Raw genomic sequence first — 17,094 nt, 5'->3', positions numbered from 1 at the left:
TTATGAAACGAACGCAAACCATTGATTTAAAGTGGCTATTATTGGGGACGCTAATCACGAGTATCGCCATGAGTTTTATTTGGCCTTTGAACACTATTTATATGCATGAAACTTTACATCAAAGTTTGGTTACAGCTGCGGTGGTCTTATGTATTAACCAAGTTGCCACGATGGCAGGTAATGTGTTAGGAGGCCATTTATTTGATCATTGGGATCCATACTATACGATTTTGTTAGGTGTCAGTCTCAATATTGTGGCTTTAGGATGTTTGGTTCTTTGGCATGGTTGGCCCAGTTACGCAATTTTAATTACACTGTCTGGTTTTGCGAATGGAATTTCCGCCACTTGTGAAAATTCCTTGGCGACGCATGTCACCAAGCGGGCGTCTAGTTACGTATTTAATGCCACTTATTTCATGTTAAATCTTGGCATTGTGATTGGTACGGCCATTGTGGGCTATATCTTACCATTGGGTATTGCGACAGTTTTTTTGACCGCAGTTTTGATTCAGATTATCTTTTTAATAGTGGTTTTTTGTTTTTATCGGATTCAAATTACTCCTGCTACACAAACTGCTGGTACTAAAGTCGTACAACAATGTCAGCAAGGCTACTTCGGTAAAATTGTGGGCGCGTTAATTACGGTTTTGTGTGCATGGCTAGTCTATACACAATGGCAAAGTAATCTATCCACTTTTATGGTTGGTCAAGGTTATCAAGTCAAAGATTATAGTTTACTCTGGACTTTTAACGCAATTGTGATTGTGATCTGCCAACCATTTATTACGCATTTTGACAAGTTTTTGATGCAGCATTTAAGGGCGCGATTAAATGTTGGCTTAGTGCTTTTTATTGGTTCATTTGTTTTCTTATTGAGTAATCGCCAGTATGTGGGCTATTTTATTGCGATGGGGATTTTAACTTTAGGCGAAATTCTGTTATATCCCGGTATCTCAAGTTGGGTAGCTGCCAAAACGCCTACGGCCATGAGTGGCTATTTTCAAGGGCGCGTGCAAATGTTTACAGCCGCCGGTAAAGCATTGGGTCCCATTTTTGGTGCGGTCATTATTGGCCAGTTAAGTTACCACTGGCTGTTTGCTTTATGTATTGTTGTTTTAATCATCGCTTGCTGTTGCTTCAATCTGCTGTCGCCAAAACATTGATGGTTGTTATTCCATCAAAATAAGCCATGAACTAATTGAGTTCATGGCTTATTTGCTGTGGTAGCAGCTTTTATGCTTGTTGTTGTGCAGCTAATTGTTGATAGTGAGTAATTTCTTCTTCAGTACAAAAAACAGAATGTCCAGGAGTGATCTCGCGTAATTTACGTTGGTGATCCGGATTACTATCTTCAATGGAAGCATCATAAGCAATTCGGGTGCGCTGCCGCTCTAATTCGGGATCTGGCGTAGGCACCGCGGACAGTAAGCTCTTAGTATAAGGGTGCAATGGGTGATTATAAACTTCTTCAGCATCACCCATTTCCATTAACTTGCCTTGATGCATTACGGCAATGCGGTCACTAATATATTTAACCATTGATAAATCGTGGGCAATGAAGAGGTAAGTTAAATTACTGCGATTTTGAATGTCTTTCATTAGGTTAACTACCTGTGCTTGAATGGAAACATCCAACGCAGAAATTGGTTCGTCAGCAATAATAAACTGAGGATCAACAGCCAAAGCGCGCGCAATGCCGATCCGCTGGCGTTGCCCACCCGAGAATTCATGCGGGTAACGAGTTGCATGATCAGGATTTAAACCTACGATTTTGAGCAAATCGTTAACACGTTGATCACGTTCTTGGTCATTTTTAACGAGGTGGTGAATGTCTAAACCTTCAGCAATAATATCTTTAACCTTCATCCGCGGGTCTAAGGAAGCATATGGATCTTGGAAAATCATTTGCATTTCCCGCCGAAAATTTAACATTTCAGCACTATGATTTTTGATTTGACTTACATCTTGACCGTCAAACAAAATTTTGCCGGCAGTTGGATTGTACAAGCGGATAATACTGCGACCGGTAGTACTTTTACCCGAACCAGATTCACCGACTAAGCCGAAGGTTTCACCTTCATAAATGTCAAAACTAATATCGTCAACCGCCCGGACTTCATTAGGTTTACCAGGACTAAAATACTGTTTTAAATGTTGAACTTGAACGATCTTTTTCTTGTCACTCATTAATTGGTTCCTCCCTCAATGGGATCAGTTATTTGACCATTGTGGAGTAAATGATCATATTCCTGTGCGCGTTTGACAATAGCAGCAGGGGGCTCAACTTTCGGTGCATCGGGGTGCAATAACCACGTAGCCGCATAATGTGTATCGCTGACTTTAAAGAATGGTGGTTGAGCTTCCACATCAATTTTCATAGCATACGGATTCCGGGGGGCAAAAGCGTCGCCTTTGGGTGGATCCAATAAGTCCGGTGGCGTGCCCGGAATAGATGATAATTTAGTGCCTTTAGTATCTAACGTAGGCATTGAACTTAATAGCCCCCAAGTATAAGGGTGTTTTGGTTGATAAAAGATTTCATCAACTGTGCCATATTCAATAATTTTGCCAGCATACATCACAGCCACGCGATCGGCAATACCGGCCACCACACCTAAGTCATGCGTAATAAAAATAATTGAAGTTTCAAGTTTTTCTTGTAGTTCGCGCATTAAATCAATAATCTGGGCTTGCACGGTAACATCTAAGGCCGTGGTCGGTTCGTCAGCAATTAAGATTTCGGGATAATTGACAATGGCAATAGCAATCACAATTCTTTGCCGTTGGCCACCAGAAAATTGGTGGGGATAATCTTTCATCCGTTCTTTCGCATTCGGAATACCGACTAATTCAAGAACTTCTTGGGCACGTTTGAGCGCCTTTTCTTTGGAAATTTTGCCGTGAATTCGCAGTGGTTCTGCTACTTGTTTACCAATCGGCATTGTTGGATCTAACGAAGTCATCGGATCTTGGAAAATCATTGAAATGTCATTTCCGCGATGATGATCCATTTGTTTTTCTGATTCTTTGAGTAAATCGTTACCTTTATATAAAATTTCCCCATTGGTAATTTGGGCGTTAGAAGCTAACAAACCCATGATACTTCTGGTAGTAACGGACTTACCGGAACCGGATTCACCAACGATGGCGAGCGTTTCACCCTTGCGTAAAGTAAAGCTGACATCTCGAATAGCCTTCACAGTACCGGCAAAAGTTTTAAAATCAATTTGTAAATGTTTAACTTCTAGAATATTATTCGCCATTATGTCAACCTCCTTATTCTGATTTTGGATCAAACGCGTCGCGTAAGCCATCAGCAAATAAATTAAAGGCAATCATTAAAATACAAAGGACTAAAGCCGGGTACCACATTTGATATGGTAAGAACCGGAAAGCTTTTTGACCATCAGATAATAAGGTACCTAATGAAGCGTTTGGAGCGGGAATCCCAATTCCGATGAAACTGAGGAAGGCTTCAAAGAAGATGGCATTGGGAATGGAAAACATCGTTTGAATAATGATTGTTGAGGATAAATTAGGAATCAAATGCTTCATCGCAATTTTAAAGGGTGATTCACCCAAAGTTAACGAAGCCAAAATATATTCTTCTTCTTTTAACTGTAAAGTTTGCGCTCGAATGAGTCGCGCCATCGTGACCCAACTACTAAAGGCAATCGCGATGATAATCGAAGAAAGTCCCGGTTTTAAGACTAATAACAGCAAGATAACAATGATTAAGTTAGGCACGGAAGAAATAATTTCGATAATGCGTTGCAGAACTAAGTCCACCGTCCCACCTTTCCAACCGGAAATAATCCCGTAAGGTAGACCAATTAATAAGTCGACCAAGGTGGCAACTACCGCAATAATTAGTGATAAACGCGTTCCATAAAGGATTCGTGAGAATAAATCACGTCCAAGATAATCAGTCCCTAGAATGTAAGTCCGATTCTTCGGCACATTATTGGTTTCATAAGGATTAGTTTTAATGCCAGCAGCATTCTTAATTTCTCCACGAAAACCTGGAATATTGGTATTGGCAATACGGGGAGGTAAATTGGCGTAATCGGGATTTTGCGCGTTCGGGTCTCTGGGTGAAAGAATCGGGGCACAAAAAGCTACGACCGCAATTAAGACTAAAACAATAAACGAAACGACCGCGACTTTATCCTTTCTTAAACGCCGCACGGCATCTTGGAAAAAAGTTAATGAAGGTGCGCTAATTTTTTCCTGATTTTGAGTTTGGTCACTACTGAGTTTTTCAAAACTATCAGCTGTGATTTTGAGATCAGCCATTAGTTAGCCCCCTTACTATTAGTTAAGCGAATACGTGGATCGATAATACTATATAAAATATCAGTAATTAATAACATTACCATGAACATGATGGAGTAAAAAATTGTTAAGCCCATGATCGTGGGATAATCGTTGGTCATGATTGACTTGACGAATTGTTCCCCAATACCAGGAATGGAGAAGATGTTTTCAACCACCAAAGAACCAGTTAAGATATTAGCAGTTAACGGTCCTAAAATTGTGATAACTGGAATTAAGGAGTTCCGTAGAGTATGTTTAACTACGGTTTGCCAGCGGGTATTTCCCTTAGCTTTGGATAATTCAATATAATCACTATTTAAGACATCGACCATTTCTGTCCGCATAAAGCGCGCGGTTTGGGCCAACGGCGAAACGGCTAACGCTAGAGACGGTAAGATACTAGACTGCCAACCGTTCCACAACGCGATGGGCAATAGATGCCATTTAAAGGCAATGAAGAACTGTAACAAAACACCTAAGACGAAACTTGGAATCGAAATGCCCACAATGGAAACAAAAGTAGCTAAACTATCAATCCAGTTATTTTTGTTAATCGCAGCAATGGCTCCCAATAAAATACCAAGGAGTGAACCAATAATCATGGCTTGTGCCCCAATCAACATGGAAGGCTTTAAGCGGGTCATGATTAAAGAGAGTACGGGTTGATTATTAAATTGGAACGAGGTTCCAAAATCACCGTGTAATAAGTTAACAATATAAATTACATATTGTTGCCAAATTGGTTTATTTAAACCGTATTGTTCGTTCATGATTTTTAATTGTGCTGCCGAGAGTTTATCCTGATTCGAAAAGGGCGTCCCAGGCATCAATTTCATCATGAAGAAGGTCACACTAGCAACAATAAATAGTGTTAAAAGCATGTAACCAAGACGCTTGAGTATATATTTGGTCAATGTCACCAACTCCTTTGATATAAAACAAAAACAGAGTTCCAGCGTTACCTGTAACTCCGTTTTCATGAATTAATAATTGCTATTTTTTATGAACACGAAGTGAAGCTGTATCGTAGCTACCTGATGGACCATAATTCAAGTTTTGTACATTTGAGCGGGTCATATGGGCTTCACCAGTTTGATATAGTGGGATAATTCCTTGTTCTTTATTCAGAATATCCTGAGCTTGCTTCATGTCATTCCACCGTGCAGTGGCATTATTGGCATCGTCAGTTAAGCTCTTATTAACTAAGTTATCGTACTGACTATTACTCCAATTGCCATCGTTGTTACTTGCGCCAGTGTTAAAGAGGGTTAAGAAGTTCGATGGATCAGGATAATCGGCATTCCAAGCAGTTACGACTAAATCAAAGTCACCATTCGTAGAACGGGTTAAACGGCTCTTAAACGGCACGTTATTCAGGGTAACTTTAACACCAGGTAGTTTTTCAAAAGCATTCTGTAAGAATTCACCTTGTTTTTTGGCAGAATCAGTATCATCACCTAATAAAGTTAAGTTGAACTTCTTACCAGTATTGCCAGTTTCGGCTAAACCTTGCTTCCAGAGCTGTTTAGCTTTGGTAGGATTGTATTCAGCAATTTTGGCACTTTGTTTGGTTTCACTGACAAAGTCTTGGGATTTATTAGCGGGATCATAAGACATATCCGAAGGAGTAGTGGATAATAGTGGCACACTACCGTCGCCTAAAATCTTGTTAGTTAATTGCTGACGGTCAATCGACATTGCTAAAGCTTGCCGAATTTTTTGGTTCTTAAAGACGGGATCTTTCTTTTGGTTCATCTGCATGTAGAAAGTAGCATTCATTTTCTTAACATTAAAGCCCTTAGAATTCTTCATTTGCTTAGCAGTATCGCCAGTTAAGGTCACATCGTCAAGTTTATTCGATTGGTATAAGTTTAAAGCGGTGGAAGGATCTTTAACTACTTGGTATTGCAGCTTTTTAACCTTAACACGTTTAGCATCCCAATAGTTCGGATTCTTAACTTCATTCCAAGTATTGTCTGGACCATTCCATTTCTTCAAAGTATAAGGTCCGTTAAAGACTAGCGTTTTAGAACTAGTACCGTATTTCTTACCCCATTTATTAACAACCTTTTTATCCTGTGGGAAGAAAGTTGGTGAAGTCATTAATTCATTAAAATAAGGAATTGGTTTTTCTAAATTAACTTGCAAGGTATGCTTGTCTAAAGCTTTAATGCCCAAGGAATTAACCGGCTTTTTGCCATCAGTAATAGCTTTGGCGTTGGCAATACCTTCATAGATATAAGCATATTGCGACTTAGTCTTAGGGTTAACTGTTCTTTGCCAAGCATAGACAAAATCGTTGGCAGTTACAGGATCACCATTGGACCATTTAACATTTTTACGTAATGGGAAAGTATAGGTTAGACCATTGTTAGTTGGCTTAACTACCTTAGTAGCAATCGCTGGTTTCACATCTTTACCATGGTAGCGATATAAACCATCCATTGTATCAGTTAGTGCTTGGGCACCAATGACGTCAGTATTCATGGAAGAATCCATGGTGGCGATCACATCTTTACGCATAATTCGTACAGTATCAGAAGGTGCAGCTGATTTGGAAGAGCCACAACCAGCTAAAACACCGATACTAACGAGTGCTGTTGTGCTAGCAACTAACACTTGTTTTAACTTCATAAAAACCTCTCCTCATTCATAAGCATTTAGTTAAGTTTACAATGTTTAAGATTAAAAGTAAACGGGTAATCTTAAAAATTGCTCATGGGCCAACTAATCTAGCTTCAATCAAAAAAATGCTTATTAATAAGTCGAATAAACTTACTAATAAACATTTAAATGTCATGAGAAAATAGTTCAGTAGTTATTTAATCTTTAAAGTTAACACATCACATTTACCAGCCGGGTCGTATTGCACATCCTTTAAACGTGAGCTCGTCAAGTGAGCTTCACCTTTTTGGTACAACGGTAAGACAGCCTGTTGTTCATTTAAAATATCTTGAGCTTGGACCATATCTTGCCAACGTTTGGTAGAATTGTTGGAATCAGTGGTTAAACTCTTATTGACGAGATTGTCATAGCTACTATTGTTCCAGTGACCATCATTGTTGCTGGCATCGCTAGTGAACAGTGTTAAGAAATTAATTGGATCGGGATAATCAGCACTCCAACCAGTTACAACTAAATCAAAATCACCTGCATCGGTTTTGCTTAAGCGACTTTTGAAGGGAACGTTATTCAAATTAATTTTGACGCCCGGCAATTTTTCTAATTGGTTTTGTAAGAACTCGCCTTGCTTTTTGGAACCATCAGTATCATCACCTAACAAGGTCCAAGTGAATTTTTTATTAGTTTGACCACTTTCAGCTAAACCTTGACGCCACAATTTTTTGGCTAAAGTCGGATTGTACGTGGTATATTTTTGCCCCGATTTATTAGTAGCTTGCACAAAATCTTGCTGTTTATTGTTGGGGTTATAGGCCATTTGCTTGGGAGTGACTGACGAAACCGGAAAACTACCATCACCTAAAATTTGTTTAGTGAGCTGGGGGCGATCCAGACTCAAAGATAAGGCTTGGCGAATTTTGGCATTTTTAAACAGCGGGTCTTTTCTTTGATTAGTTTGGATGTAGAAAGTCGCGTTTAATTTCACAATATTATAGGCTTTATCTTTACGCATTTGCTTGGCTGTGTCGCCACCTAAAACCACATCGTCTAATTTCTTGGATTGGTAAAGATTTAACGCGGTTGAGGGATCTTTGACCACTTGGTATTGTAATTTTTTAACTTTAACAGCGGAAGCATTCCAATATTGATTATTTTTAACTTCAGTCCAAGTAGTATCGGGACTACTCCAATTGATTAATTTATATGGCCCGTTAAACACTAACGTTTTGGAACTGGTGCCATATTTTTTGCCCCATTTGGCATTGTTTTTTTGATTTTGAGGTAAAAAAGCATGAGTCGTCATTAATTGACTAAAATAAGGAACCGGTTGATTCAGTTGAACTTGTAATGTATGACGATTTAAAGCTTTCACGCCCATGGTGGTTACGGCTTTTTTGCCCGCGGAAATGTCCTTGGCGTTGACAATATTCTCAAAAGCATAAGCATATTGGGATTTGGTTTTGGGATTGACCGTTCTTTGCCAGGCATAGACAAAATCTTGGGCAGTTACGGGTTGACCATTGGACCATTTGGCATTTTTCCTTAAAGGAAAAGTATAGGTTAAACCGTTATTGGTCGGGGTCACAATTTTCGTGGCCATGGCGGGTTCTAATTGCTTGCCATGATAGCGATATAATCCTTCCATCGTATTACCTTGGTTTTGGGAACCAATCACATCGGTATTTAAAGAGGGATCCATCGTGGCAATGACATCTTTAGCCATAAACTTAACTGTACTATTGGAACTAGTTTGGGACTGATTCTGAGAATGACAACCAGCTAATAAACTACCGGCTAATAAACAAGTGCTACTTACTAAAAGCATTTTATTAAACTTCATCAACATCACTTCCTTACTAAAAGATTATTCAAAGTGTACCGACTAATAATCTAAAAGTAAATAGTGATATTAAAAATAAATTATATAAAATGATGATAGATTAATGAATTTTGAAAAAGCACTGTTTACATAGCAAATTACTATTAAAAAAATTAAAGATTTTGAAGTGGAAGCGGGCAATAAGAATTAATTTGCCAATAGTCGAGGGAGTGCAGCAGAGCAATTTGATTATTTGAGTAATGTGCGATTTTAGTTCGAAGCGTAAAAATTAACTCAGAGGAGCCGGCTTTTGGGCACTAGGTAATCTGAATTTTTGGAGAAGCTTTTTTGCTGCGGGCGCGACTTTGAGTTGGTAGTAGGTCCCAGTTGTGGTGAAGTATTTATCGATAATGGTGAGCTGTGTTTGGATATAATTATCCATTTTGCCGTTAGTGTAGGGAATCAGCACAGCAATAGTTTGGTACTGCGCCGTCAAAAATTGTTCAATCAATTGTAACAATTGCCCAATATCGGCCGGATTTTGAGCGCTATAACGAATGGTATTGCGATTCATAGTCAAGGCGTTGGTCTTCGTTGTGACTAGATCTAGCTTGTTATATGCGTAGATCATGGGCTTTTGGTTGATGCCAATGGCTTGTAAGGTTTGCTCTGTAATTTGGACCATTTGTTCATGGTGAACATCAGCGGCATCAATGACCTGTACCAATAAGTCGGCATCTTGAGCTTGGGCTAAGGTTGATTTAAAAGCTTCAATTAAGTTATGGGGCAGTTTACTGACAAAGCCGACGGTGTCGGATAATAAAAAATTAGTTTGGCGCGGTAATTTAATTTCCCGCACGGCTGTATCTAACGTGGCAAATAATTGGTCTTTGACTAAAACCTGTTTAATCGTTTGTTGTTGAACATAATCTAAGATGGCATTTAAAGTGGTTGATTTACCAGCATTGGTATAACCTACCAGTGCCACTTTAGGCAGGCGCGATTGTTGTTGGCGCTGGCTTTGAACTTGTAGTGCGGTGTGCAGATGTTGTAGTTCATGTTTTAGTTGGGCGATTTGCTGTTGAATGGTACGGCGGTTTAGTTCTAATTGGCTTTCACCGGTGCCACGGTTAGCTAAACCACCACCACGTTGTTGATCTAATGGGTTGCCAGACGGGTGAATGCGCGGCAATTGGTATTGCAGCTGGGCAATTTTTACCTGGAGTTGGGCTTGGCGGCTATGAGCTCGTTGATTAAAAATTTGGAGAATTAGTTCCGTTCGGTCTAAAAAATTTAACTGCGTCAATTTTTCCAGATTGCGTAACTGAGCTGGGGTGAGTTCATCATTAACAATGATTAACTGAATAGCTTTGCGGTGAGCTAATTGAATAAGTTCTTGAATTTTTCCTTGACCAAAGTAAGTTTGATGATTAATTTGGGCCATATTTTGGGTCAGTTGAGCTTGCGGTTTTAAGTTGGCCGCCAAAGTTAATTGCTTTAATTCGGCCATCGAACTGGAAAAATCACTTTGAAATTGGCTGACACCGATCAGAATAACGGGTATTAGTTGCTGCATAATAGACCTCCTGTAATTTAAGAAAGTGGGCTGATGATTTCAAATACTAATCTTAATATTATCTATTTTAGCTAAGATAGCTCATGGTGTATATTGAAGTTCTACTAGTTATAACTAAAAAAAGACTGACGTTAGTCAGTCTTTTTTTAATAGTAAAAATTATTCCAAAGCCTTTTTTTGTTGATGGCGGGCAATCATTGGTAAAATGGCACCGATTACTAGCATGACCAAGGGCTCAATAATATTTAAAGCTAAAACCTGATAGAACGTGGCAGTACCCGGTTTTTCATCAACGGGCCAAATGCCAAGTGTCGCAAAACCAAAGGTGATGGCAAAACACCAGATCCCTACCGCAACAGCTAATTTATTATTTTTAATAAAGACAAAATCGGAAGGGTACTTTTTATCGTGCAGGCGCACTAGTATAAATGAAGAAAAGAGAAAACATGTAGTATACGGAGAAACAATACCGTTCAGATTTAAGAGTTGATTAAAAATAGAATTCATATTCGGCAAGGTAGCGCTGGCGACCATAATAAAAGTACAGATACCAGTCGTTAACCAATAGCCGTTGATCGGTAAGCCCCGACTATCTAATTTAGTTAAGCTCTTTGGTAAATATTTTTTCGCCGTATCGGATAAGAACATGCGCGTGCCCGCATCTAATAACACAGCCAATTGGGCCATCATATAAATGGCTTGGGTAATTGCAAAGGCGTATAAGAAGAACTTACCTAAGCCAAATTCAGCGCCCATTTTTTGAAAAGCATAATAAGAACCGTTCATTTTTAGATCATTCGGTAAGTGATGGGCATTGAAGAAAATTCCTAGTGAAAATGAACCCAGCACGGTTAAGAAGCCGGTCATAATCGCTAACATCCACATGGCTTTAGGAAAGTCTTTTTTGCCGTTTTTCATTTCGGTTACATAAGGAGCCGCAAATTCACTCCCGTTCATGGCAAAAATAATTAACGCAAATGATCCTAAGTATTTCATATCGACATGCGGTAAAAAGGACTTCCAAGTAAATGGTTGGGTATGTGGTGCACCACCGTGTCCTAAATAGACAAAGGTCATGATGACATATAAAACCGTCATAATAAACATCGCGCCCCCACCAATAATACTGAAGAACTGCAGGGAATTTTTAAAGCGGTGTTCCAAGAAAATAAAGATGGTAAAGATAACGGCAGTTAATAAAGCAAACATGGCATTACTCATTTTGTTAGATAGTGAGTTGTTACCAAAAATCAACCAGCCAAATGAAACAACCATTGAGTTAGCAACATCTACGATATAAGGCAAACCTGAGACCCAATAAGTCCAGGCACAGATATAACCCCAGAGATCGCCACTAGTATGACGAACCCAAGAAGTCATGCCGCCACCATCATGGCTAAAGACGGATCCCAGATGTCCCACAATCATCTCGTAAGGGACGACAAAAACAAATAACATTAAAATCCAAGTAGTCACCACGGCTAAGCCTTGGTTTTGAAAGTTATAAATAATATCATCAAAGCCGATGACTGTCACAAAATCCATTAAAGCGACTACGGGCCAGCTAATAAATTTTTTACGATCAGGGTCTAAATCTTCAAACATGATCGTCCTCCTCCAATTAATCAAAAACGTAAATAGTATACGCCAAAAAAGGTTTGACGCAAATATATAATTTATTGTACAATGCTATTTACCATATAATATAACATAATAAAAAATATTGCTGTGGAGGATATTATGACACCAGTTGTAGAATTAAAAAATATTCAAAAAGTTTATGGTCAGAAAAATACAGTCGCCACTCCAGTTTTAAAAGATATTAATTTGCAAGTAGATGCGGGTGAATTTGTGGGGATTATGGGTGCTTCTGGTTCGGGTAAGACGACGTTATTAAATACGATGTCGACGTTAGATCGACCAACCAGTGGCACGGTGACAATTAATGGTCAGGACATTACGCAGTTAAAGGGAAATCAATTAGCTGATTTTCGAGCGCGGCAAATTGGCTTTATTTTCCAAGACTTTAATTTATTAGATAATTTAACGGCTTTTGAAAATATTGCCTTGCCTTTATCCTTACAAAAAGTTAAACCGCGACTGATTCAACAAAAAGTACAGCTAGTTGCGCAAAAGTTAGGCCTGAAACAGTATTTAAAACATTATCCTAATCAATTATCGGGTGGGCAAAAACAACGCGTTTCGGCGGCTCGGGCCTTAATTAATGATCCAGCCTTGATTTTAGGTGATGAACCCACTGGTGCTTTAGATTCCAAAAGTGCGCGAGCTTTACTAGATACACTGACTAAAATCAATCAAACGGATCAAACTTCTATTTTAATGGTGACACATGATCCATTTTCAGCCAGTTTTTGCCATCGCATTTTATTTATTCGCGATGGCCAAATTGGTTTGGAATTAAAGCGGCAGCAAGCCACACGGACGGAATTTTATCAGCAAATATTAAATAATTTGGGTACTTTTGTGGAATAAGATTGAAAATAAAAATTTTCAATAGGAATTGAGCTGCTCTCAAGGTTATTTAACGACACACAATCTTTAAGTACAAAGCAGCCTAAGTGTTAGTCCGTTTCTTTTACGCGGCACTTATCGCAGTATTTGATCTAGCGCTCCAAAGGCAAGAAACTTGTGCCTAACTACGCCTAAGAACTAAAGCCTAAACCAACTTTAGTCTTAGTCTAGGTTAGTGCTCAGTTTCTGAACAGCCTTTGTCGCAGTAGGGAGGAATTATGCTTCATAAATTAGCTTTAAGTGGAATTAAACATCGATTGAAAGATTACGCGGTATTATTTTCGGGGTTATTAATCTCGGCCGCCATTTTTTATATGTTTCAAGCACTGGCTTTGAATCAAAAGTTTTTAAAAACTAATTCCCCAATTGCCGTGACGCCAATTGTCTTTCAATTAGGAACTGTCTTATTAGTAGTGATTACACTCGTCTATGTTTTATATGCTAATAACTTTTTGATGAGTATGCGCCAAAAAGATTACGGAATGTTTTTGATGCTCGGAGCCAGACCGAAGACTATTCGTCAACTAGTCATTCTGGAAACGATGTTGATTGGCTTGTTTAGTTTGCTTAGTGGTATGCTGGTTGGTTTAGGCTTGACAAAATTAGTTGCTCAAGCCTTGGCACACCAACTTCACACCTCATTAACTGGATTTCACATTTTCTATGGTCCAGCTTTATTATCAACGATCATTGTGTTGGGCTTAATCTTTTTATTAGCGGCTTGCCAAAACAGTTGGAAGATTAGTCATACACCAATTTTACAACTGGTAAAGCCAGCAAGTCCGCGAATTAATCCACGGTTGAATGCTATTTCAGTGGGACAGGTAATTAGGCTAATCTTGGGACTAGTTTGTTTAGGTATTGGTTATTGGATGATGGGGTTAGTTAGTCAACTGGCTATTCTAGCGTTGGCGGTATCTTTAATTGCGGTTAGTTTCGGAACTTATCTGATTATCAATACTTTGTTTCGAATTTTATTAAACCATTTGCGAAAAAGCCGGTGGGCTTTGCAAGGCTTGCACGAATTTACGTTAGGACAATTGAATTTTCGAATTGCTGATTATACAAAAATTTTAACGATTGTGTCATTGCTCTTTTCGTTGGCGTTGGGAGCTTTGAGTGTGGGAATGAGCTTTCAACAAAATGTGCGGACTGTCACTGATCATGCCGAGTATTACGATGTTACGGTCAATAATCCGACACATCATGAACAGCAATTATTGCACCAATTAAAACAGCCCCAACAAACGCGTTATCAATATAAAATTCAGGCGGGACAGGTCTATTTGGTCCGACAACAATTACAACGACAACCGTTTAAATATTTATTAACGAATAACCAAAAAGTGACCACGCTGACCCCATCGGCTAAGCAAATGCAACGTCCAGAATCAGAAGTGGGGAATCATTTACAACACTTATTAATCCCACAGGGCTTAGAAAAATCTTTACGTTGGGTAGATCAAAGTGACTTTGATCAAATTAATCAGCCTACTAATCAATTAATTTTGGTGAAGACTAGTGATTTTTATCAAAATACCAAAGTCATTGGGAAATTAGTCGCTGCGCAACAAAGCCGGTTTCCAATGTTAAAGGATCAAGGAGCGATGCCGAAATTTTTGACTTACCAAATGATTAACGAAATGTACAGTGGCTTAGAGTTTATGGGCTTTTTCTTAGGCTTTGCCTTTTTAGCAATGCTAGCCAGTTGCTTGATGTTTAAAGTCTTATCAGGAGCTAATCAAGATCGCCAACGGTATGTCATGTTACAAAAAATTGGTACTCGAAAAAAGTTATTAACAACTTCGATTCAACAAGAATTGGCCGTCCTTTTTGGTATTCCGGCTGGCTTAGGCATTATTAACTTGTTATTTGGGTTGCGCTTATTCAAATCGCTGTTACGTAATCCCTACCAACACTTGTGGTGGCCAATGATTATTTTTATTTTGTTATATGCGTTGTATTATTTAGTGACAGTTGGTTTATATAAAGTCATTGTATTGAAGAAAAATAGTTCGGATTAGTTTTTACAGAATAGAAACAGTATTTGATTTCAAATGAATCAGTAGACGCAATTTAGTGGTTGGAGCACAATTATAGTAAATAATGTTGCCCAAGGTGGGAAATGTTAATATTATTGTTCCAACCTTTTTTGTACCAGAAAAAATAATTTCTTTTGGAGAACCACTTTATGAAAGTTCAACGTAAAATCTTGGCGAGCAGCCTCTATTTAAATTATGTTATTCACGGGATGGGTGCCATTATGATTGCCCAAAATGCCACTAGTCTGATGCATTATTGGCAGACTGACTTGGCAGGCATTGCTACCGTGATTGCCAATATTGGAATTGGTCGCTTACTGACGCAATTATTAGCAGGTCAACTATCTGATCATTTGGGCAGAAAAAAAATCATTCTATTAGGAATGGTTTGTTATGCGGGCTTTTTTGGCGGCTTATTAAGCAGTTCAACGCTGTTAACGGCTCAGTTAAGTGCTCTTTTGGCAGGTGTCGCTAATGCGTGTTTAGATGCCGGAACGTATCCTAGTTTAACGGAATTATTTCCACAACATGCCAGTAGTGCCAACGTGTTATTAAAAGCAAGTATGTCTTTGGGGCAGTTTATGCTACCGCTATTGGTGAGTTGGTTGGCTTTGCGTCAGCAATGGTTTGGTTGGAACATTCTTTTATGTTTAAGCTTAATGTTTTGTAATGGAGTCGTTTTATGGGCCATCAATTGGCGCCAATCAGTGCCTCAAATATCACCATCGACAACTAAAAAGACTGCTTTGTTGCCGGTTAAAGCAACGACTTTTGATATTGGCTTATTAATTAGTTATGGCTTTTTGGCCCAAGCAACGTTTTATTTAGTAAGCCAGTGGTTAACGCGCTTAGGGCAAACAGTGGTTCACTTAACAACGTCACAGGCTCAAGCATTAATTAGTTACTACAGTCTAGGATCGGTGGTGTGCGTTTTGCTGACCGTCTGGTTGACCCAACACGGCGCGAAAACCCTTAGCTTGATGCTCGTTTATACATTATTATCAGTTATTGCTTTAAGTCTGCTCTGCTTTTTTAATAATCAGGAGGTCTGCATTTTAATGTCTGGTTTAATCGGCTTTAGTGCTGCTGGTGGCGTCATGCAGTTAGGATTGACATTATTATTAGAAGTTTGGCCGCAACAAAAAGGTTGGGCCACGGGACTTTATAACTCGGCGGGCGCTGTGGCAGCAGTGGTGATTCCGTTAGTTACGGGACGCATGACGCAAAATATTCAGCAAATTTTCTTCTTAGATTTAATACTGGCCACCTTAGGTTTTGCAGTAGTTTTGACGTTAGCTTGGCGGTTTCGGCGGCGGGATTATAAAATTAAGAAAAATTAATTATAAGAAAGACTATTTTTAATTTGTCCTTAGAAGAGTATAATTGAAAAAATAGTTTCTAGACAGAAGCTATTAGGAAACAAGTTTGAAAGAGGCGATAACATGTCAATGATTGAATTTCATAATGTCCAAAAGTATTACGGACAGTTTCATGCATTGTACGATATTAATTTGGAAATTGATCAGGGAGAGACGGTAGTTTTAATCGGTCCATCTGGCTCAGGAAAAAGTACGCTAGCGCGAACGGTGAATGGACTGGAGTCGATTCAAGAGGGACAATTAATTGTCAATAATCATGATCTTTCATCAGACCAGACTGATTTAAATATTTTACGTCGCGATGTTGGCATGGTTTTTCAACATTTCAATTTATACGCGAACAAAACAGTTTTAGAAAATATTATGTTGGCTCCGAGAATTGTCAGCCATATTCCAGAAGCCGATAACAAAAAACAAGCTATGAAATTATTGGAAATGGTTGGTTTAGAAACAAAGGCCCAAAATATGCCGAGTCAAATCTCAGGTGGTCAAAAACAGCGGGTGGCGATTGCCCGCTCTCTAGCTATGCGTCCGAAACTCTTATTATTTGATGAACCAACTTCGGCGCTAGATCCAGAAATGATTGATGATGTTTTACAAGTTATTAAAAAGATTACGTCTGATAGTGATATGACTTCTCTAATCGTGACCCATGAAATGGGTTTTGCGAAAGAGGTGGCTAACCGCGTTATTTTTATGGACGCCGGGCGCATTGTGGAAGATGATGATACGGAGTCATTCTTTAAGCAGCCGAAAACGCAACGGGCACAACAATTCTTGAGTAAGATTATTACACATTAGGAGGAA

The 17,094-nt window shown here is 38.9% G+C and carries 13 protein-coding genes; 5 read left to right on the top strand and 8 right to left on the bottom strand.

The window, feature by feature from the left end; translation table 11 throughout:
* The first annotated feature begins 2 nt into the window (after positions 1–2).
* Positions 3–1,163 carry an MFS transporter gene (locus AC3B5B_RS03085; RefSeq protein WP_489757029.1) on the top strand — a complete coding sequence of 387 codons (1,161 nt, stop codon included), beginning with the start codon at positions 3–5 and terminating at the stop codon, positions 1,161–1,163.
* 70 nt (positions 1,164–1,233) lie between these two features.
* On the opposite strand, the gene AC3B5B_RS03080 is transcribed toward AC3B5B_RS03085, so the two are convergent.
* From AC3B5B_RS03080 to AC3B5B_RS03045, 8 genes are all read right to left on the bottom strand, one after another.
* Complete coding sequence (locus tag AC3B5B_RS03080; RefSeq protein ID WP_489757030.1) at positions 1,234–2,187, bottom strand: ABC transporter ATP-binding protein; 954 nt, start codon at positions 2,185–2,187, stop codon at positions 1,234–1,236.
* The gene (locus tag AC3B5B_RS03075) at positions 2,187–3,263 is read right to left on the bottom strand and encodes an ABC transporter ATP-binding protein (RefSeq protein ID WP_489757031.1); all 1,077 of its coding nucleotides are present in this window, start codon (positions 3,261–3,263) and stop codon (positions 2,187–2,189) included. The genes AC3B5B_RS03080 and AC3B5B_RS03075 overlap by 1 nt, the downstream gene beginning before the upstream one ends.
* Before the next feature lie 13 nt (positions 3,264–3,276).
* Positions 3,277–4,296: an ABC transporter permease gene (locus AC3B5B_RS03070; RefSeq protein WP_489757032.1), complete on the bottom strand. Its 1,020-nt coding sequence runs from the start codon at positions 4,294–4,296 to the stop codon at positions 3,277–3,279.
* Positions 4,296–5,231: an oligopeptide ABC transporter permease gene (gene opp3b / locus AC3B5B_RS03065; protein WP_489769262.1), complete on the bottom strand. Its 936-nt coding sequence runs from the start codon at positions 5,229–5,231 to the stop codon at positions 4,296–4,298. Before opp3b ends, AC3B5B_RS03070 begins: the two co-directional genes overlap by 1 nt.
* Positions 5,232–5,310: 79 nt before the next feature.
* Positions 5,311–6,951 (bottom strand): peptide ABC transporter substrate-binding protein, encoded by a 1,641-nt coding sequence (locus AC3B5B_RS03060; protein ID WP_489769261.1) that lies wholly within the window; start codon positions 6,949–6,951, stop codon positions 5,311–5,313.
* Positions 6,952–7,135: 184 nt separating this feature from the next.
* Entirely contained in the window at positions 7,136–8,779 is a 1,644-nt protein-coding gene (locus tag AC3B5B_RS03055; protein WP_489769260.1) for a peptide ABC transporter substrate-binding protein, read from the bottom strand.
* A 268-nt stretch (positions 8,780–9,047) separates the two neighbouring features.
* Positions 9,048–10,334: a GTPase HflX gene (gene hflX, locus AC3B5B_RS03050; protein WP_489769259.1), complete on the bottom strand. Its 1,287-nt coding sequence runs from the start codon at positions 10,332–10,334 to the stop codon at positions 9,048–9,050.
* A gap of 159 nt (positions 10,335–10,493) precedes the next feature.
* A complete protein-coding gene (locus AC3B5B_RS03045) occupies positions 10,494–11,939 on the bottom strand; it encodes an APC family permease (RefSeq protein WP_489757037.1) in 1,446 nt (481 codons plus the stop codon).
* A gap of 135 nt (positions 11,940–12,074) precedes the next feature.
* Here AC3B5B_RS03045 and AC3B5B_RS03040 point away from each other — a divergent pair, with 135 nt between their 5' ends.
* The 4 genes from AC3B5B_RS03040 (at position 12,075) to AC3B5B_RS03025 (ending at position 17,088) form a co-directional block, all read left to right on the top strand.
* Complete coding sequence (locus AC3B5B_RS03040) at positions 12,075–12,827, top strand: ABC transporter ATP-binding protein (protein ID WP_489757038.1); 753 nt, start codon at positions 12,075–12,077, stop codon at positions 12,825–12,827.
* Between the two features lie 257 nt (positions 12,828–13,084).
* Positions 13,085–14,890, top strand: coding sequence for an FtsX-like permease family protein (locus tag AC3B5B_RS03035; RefSeq protein WP_489769258.1), 1,806 nt, complete (start codon positions 13,085–13,087; stop codon positions 14,888–14,890).
* A gap of 167 nt (positions 14,891–15,057) precedes the next feature.
* Positions 15,058–16,248, top strand: coding sequence for an MFS transporter (locus AC3B5B_RS03030; RefSeq protein WP_489769257.1), 1,191 nt, complete (start codon positions 15,058–15,060; stop codon positions 16,246–16,248).
* A 102-nt stretch (positions 16,249–16,350) separates the two neighbouring features.
* On the top strand, positions 16,351–17,088 hold the full coding sequence (locus tag AC3B5B_RS03025; protein WP_489757041.1) for an amino acid ABC transporter ATP-binding protein: 738 nt from the start codon (positions 16,351–16,353) through the stop codon (positions 17,086–17,088).
* Positions 17,089–17,094: the final 6 nt, after the last annotated feature.

The sequence above is a fragment of the Bombilactobacillus sp. ESL1187 genome (assembly GCF_058107155.1).
Note: the sequence above shows the minus strand (reverse complement) of the source record. Positions and strands in the feature narration are given on the sequence as shown.

Coding starts and splice junctions, on each gene's coding strand:
- AC3B5B_RS03055 (WP_489769260.1), bottom strand. CDS start 8,779: ATGAAGTTTAATAAAATGCTTTTAGTAAGTAGCACTTGTTTATTAGCC.
- AC3B5B_RS03040 (WP_489757038.1), top strand. CDS start 12,075: ATGACACCAGTTGTAGAATTAAAAAATATTCAAAAAGTTTATGGTCAG.
- AC3B5B_RS03085 (WP_489757029.1), top strand. CDS start 3: ATGAAACGAACGCAAACCATTGATTTAAAGTGGCTATTATTGGGGACG.
- AC3B5B_RS03025 (WP_489757041.1), top strand. CDS start 16,351: ATGTCAATGATTGAATTTCATAATGTCCAAAAGTATTACGGACAGTTT.
- AC3B5B_RS03045 (WP_489757037.1), bottom strand. CDS start 11,939: ATGTTTGAAGATTTAGACCCTGATCGTAAAAAATTTATTAGCTGGCCC.
- AC3B5B_RS03070 (WP_489757032.1), bottom strand. CDS start 4,296: ATGGCTGATCTCAAAATCACAGCTGATAGTTTTGAAAAACTCAGTAGT.
- AC3B5B_RS03035 (WP_489769258.1), top strand. CDS start 13,085: ATGCTTCATAAATTAGCTTTAAGTGGAATTAAACATCGATTGAAAGAT.
- hflX (WP_489769259.1), bottom strand. CDS start 10,334: ATGCAGCAACTAATACCCGTTATTCTGATCGGTGTCAGCCAATTTCAA.
- AC3B5B_RS03075 (WP_489757031.1), bottom strand. CDS start 3,263: ATGGCGAATAATATTCTAGAAGTTAAACATTTACAAATTGATTTTAAA.
- AC3B5B_RS03080 (WP_489757030.1), bottom strand. CDS start 2,187: ATGAGTGACAAGAAAAAGATCGTTCAAGTTCAACATTTAAAACAGTAT.
- AC3B5B_RS03060 (WP_489769261.1), bottom strand. CDS start 6,951: ATGAAGTTAAAACAAGTGTTAGTTGCTAGCACAACAGCACTCGTTAGT.
- AC3B5B_RS03030 (WP_489769257.1), top strand. CDS start 15,058: ATGAAAGTTCAACGTAAAATCTTGGCGAGCAGCCTCTATTTAAATTAT.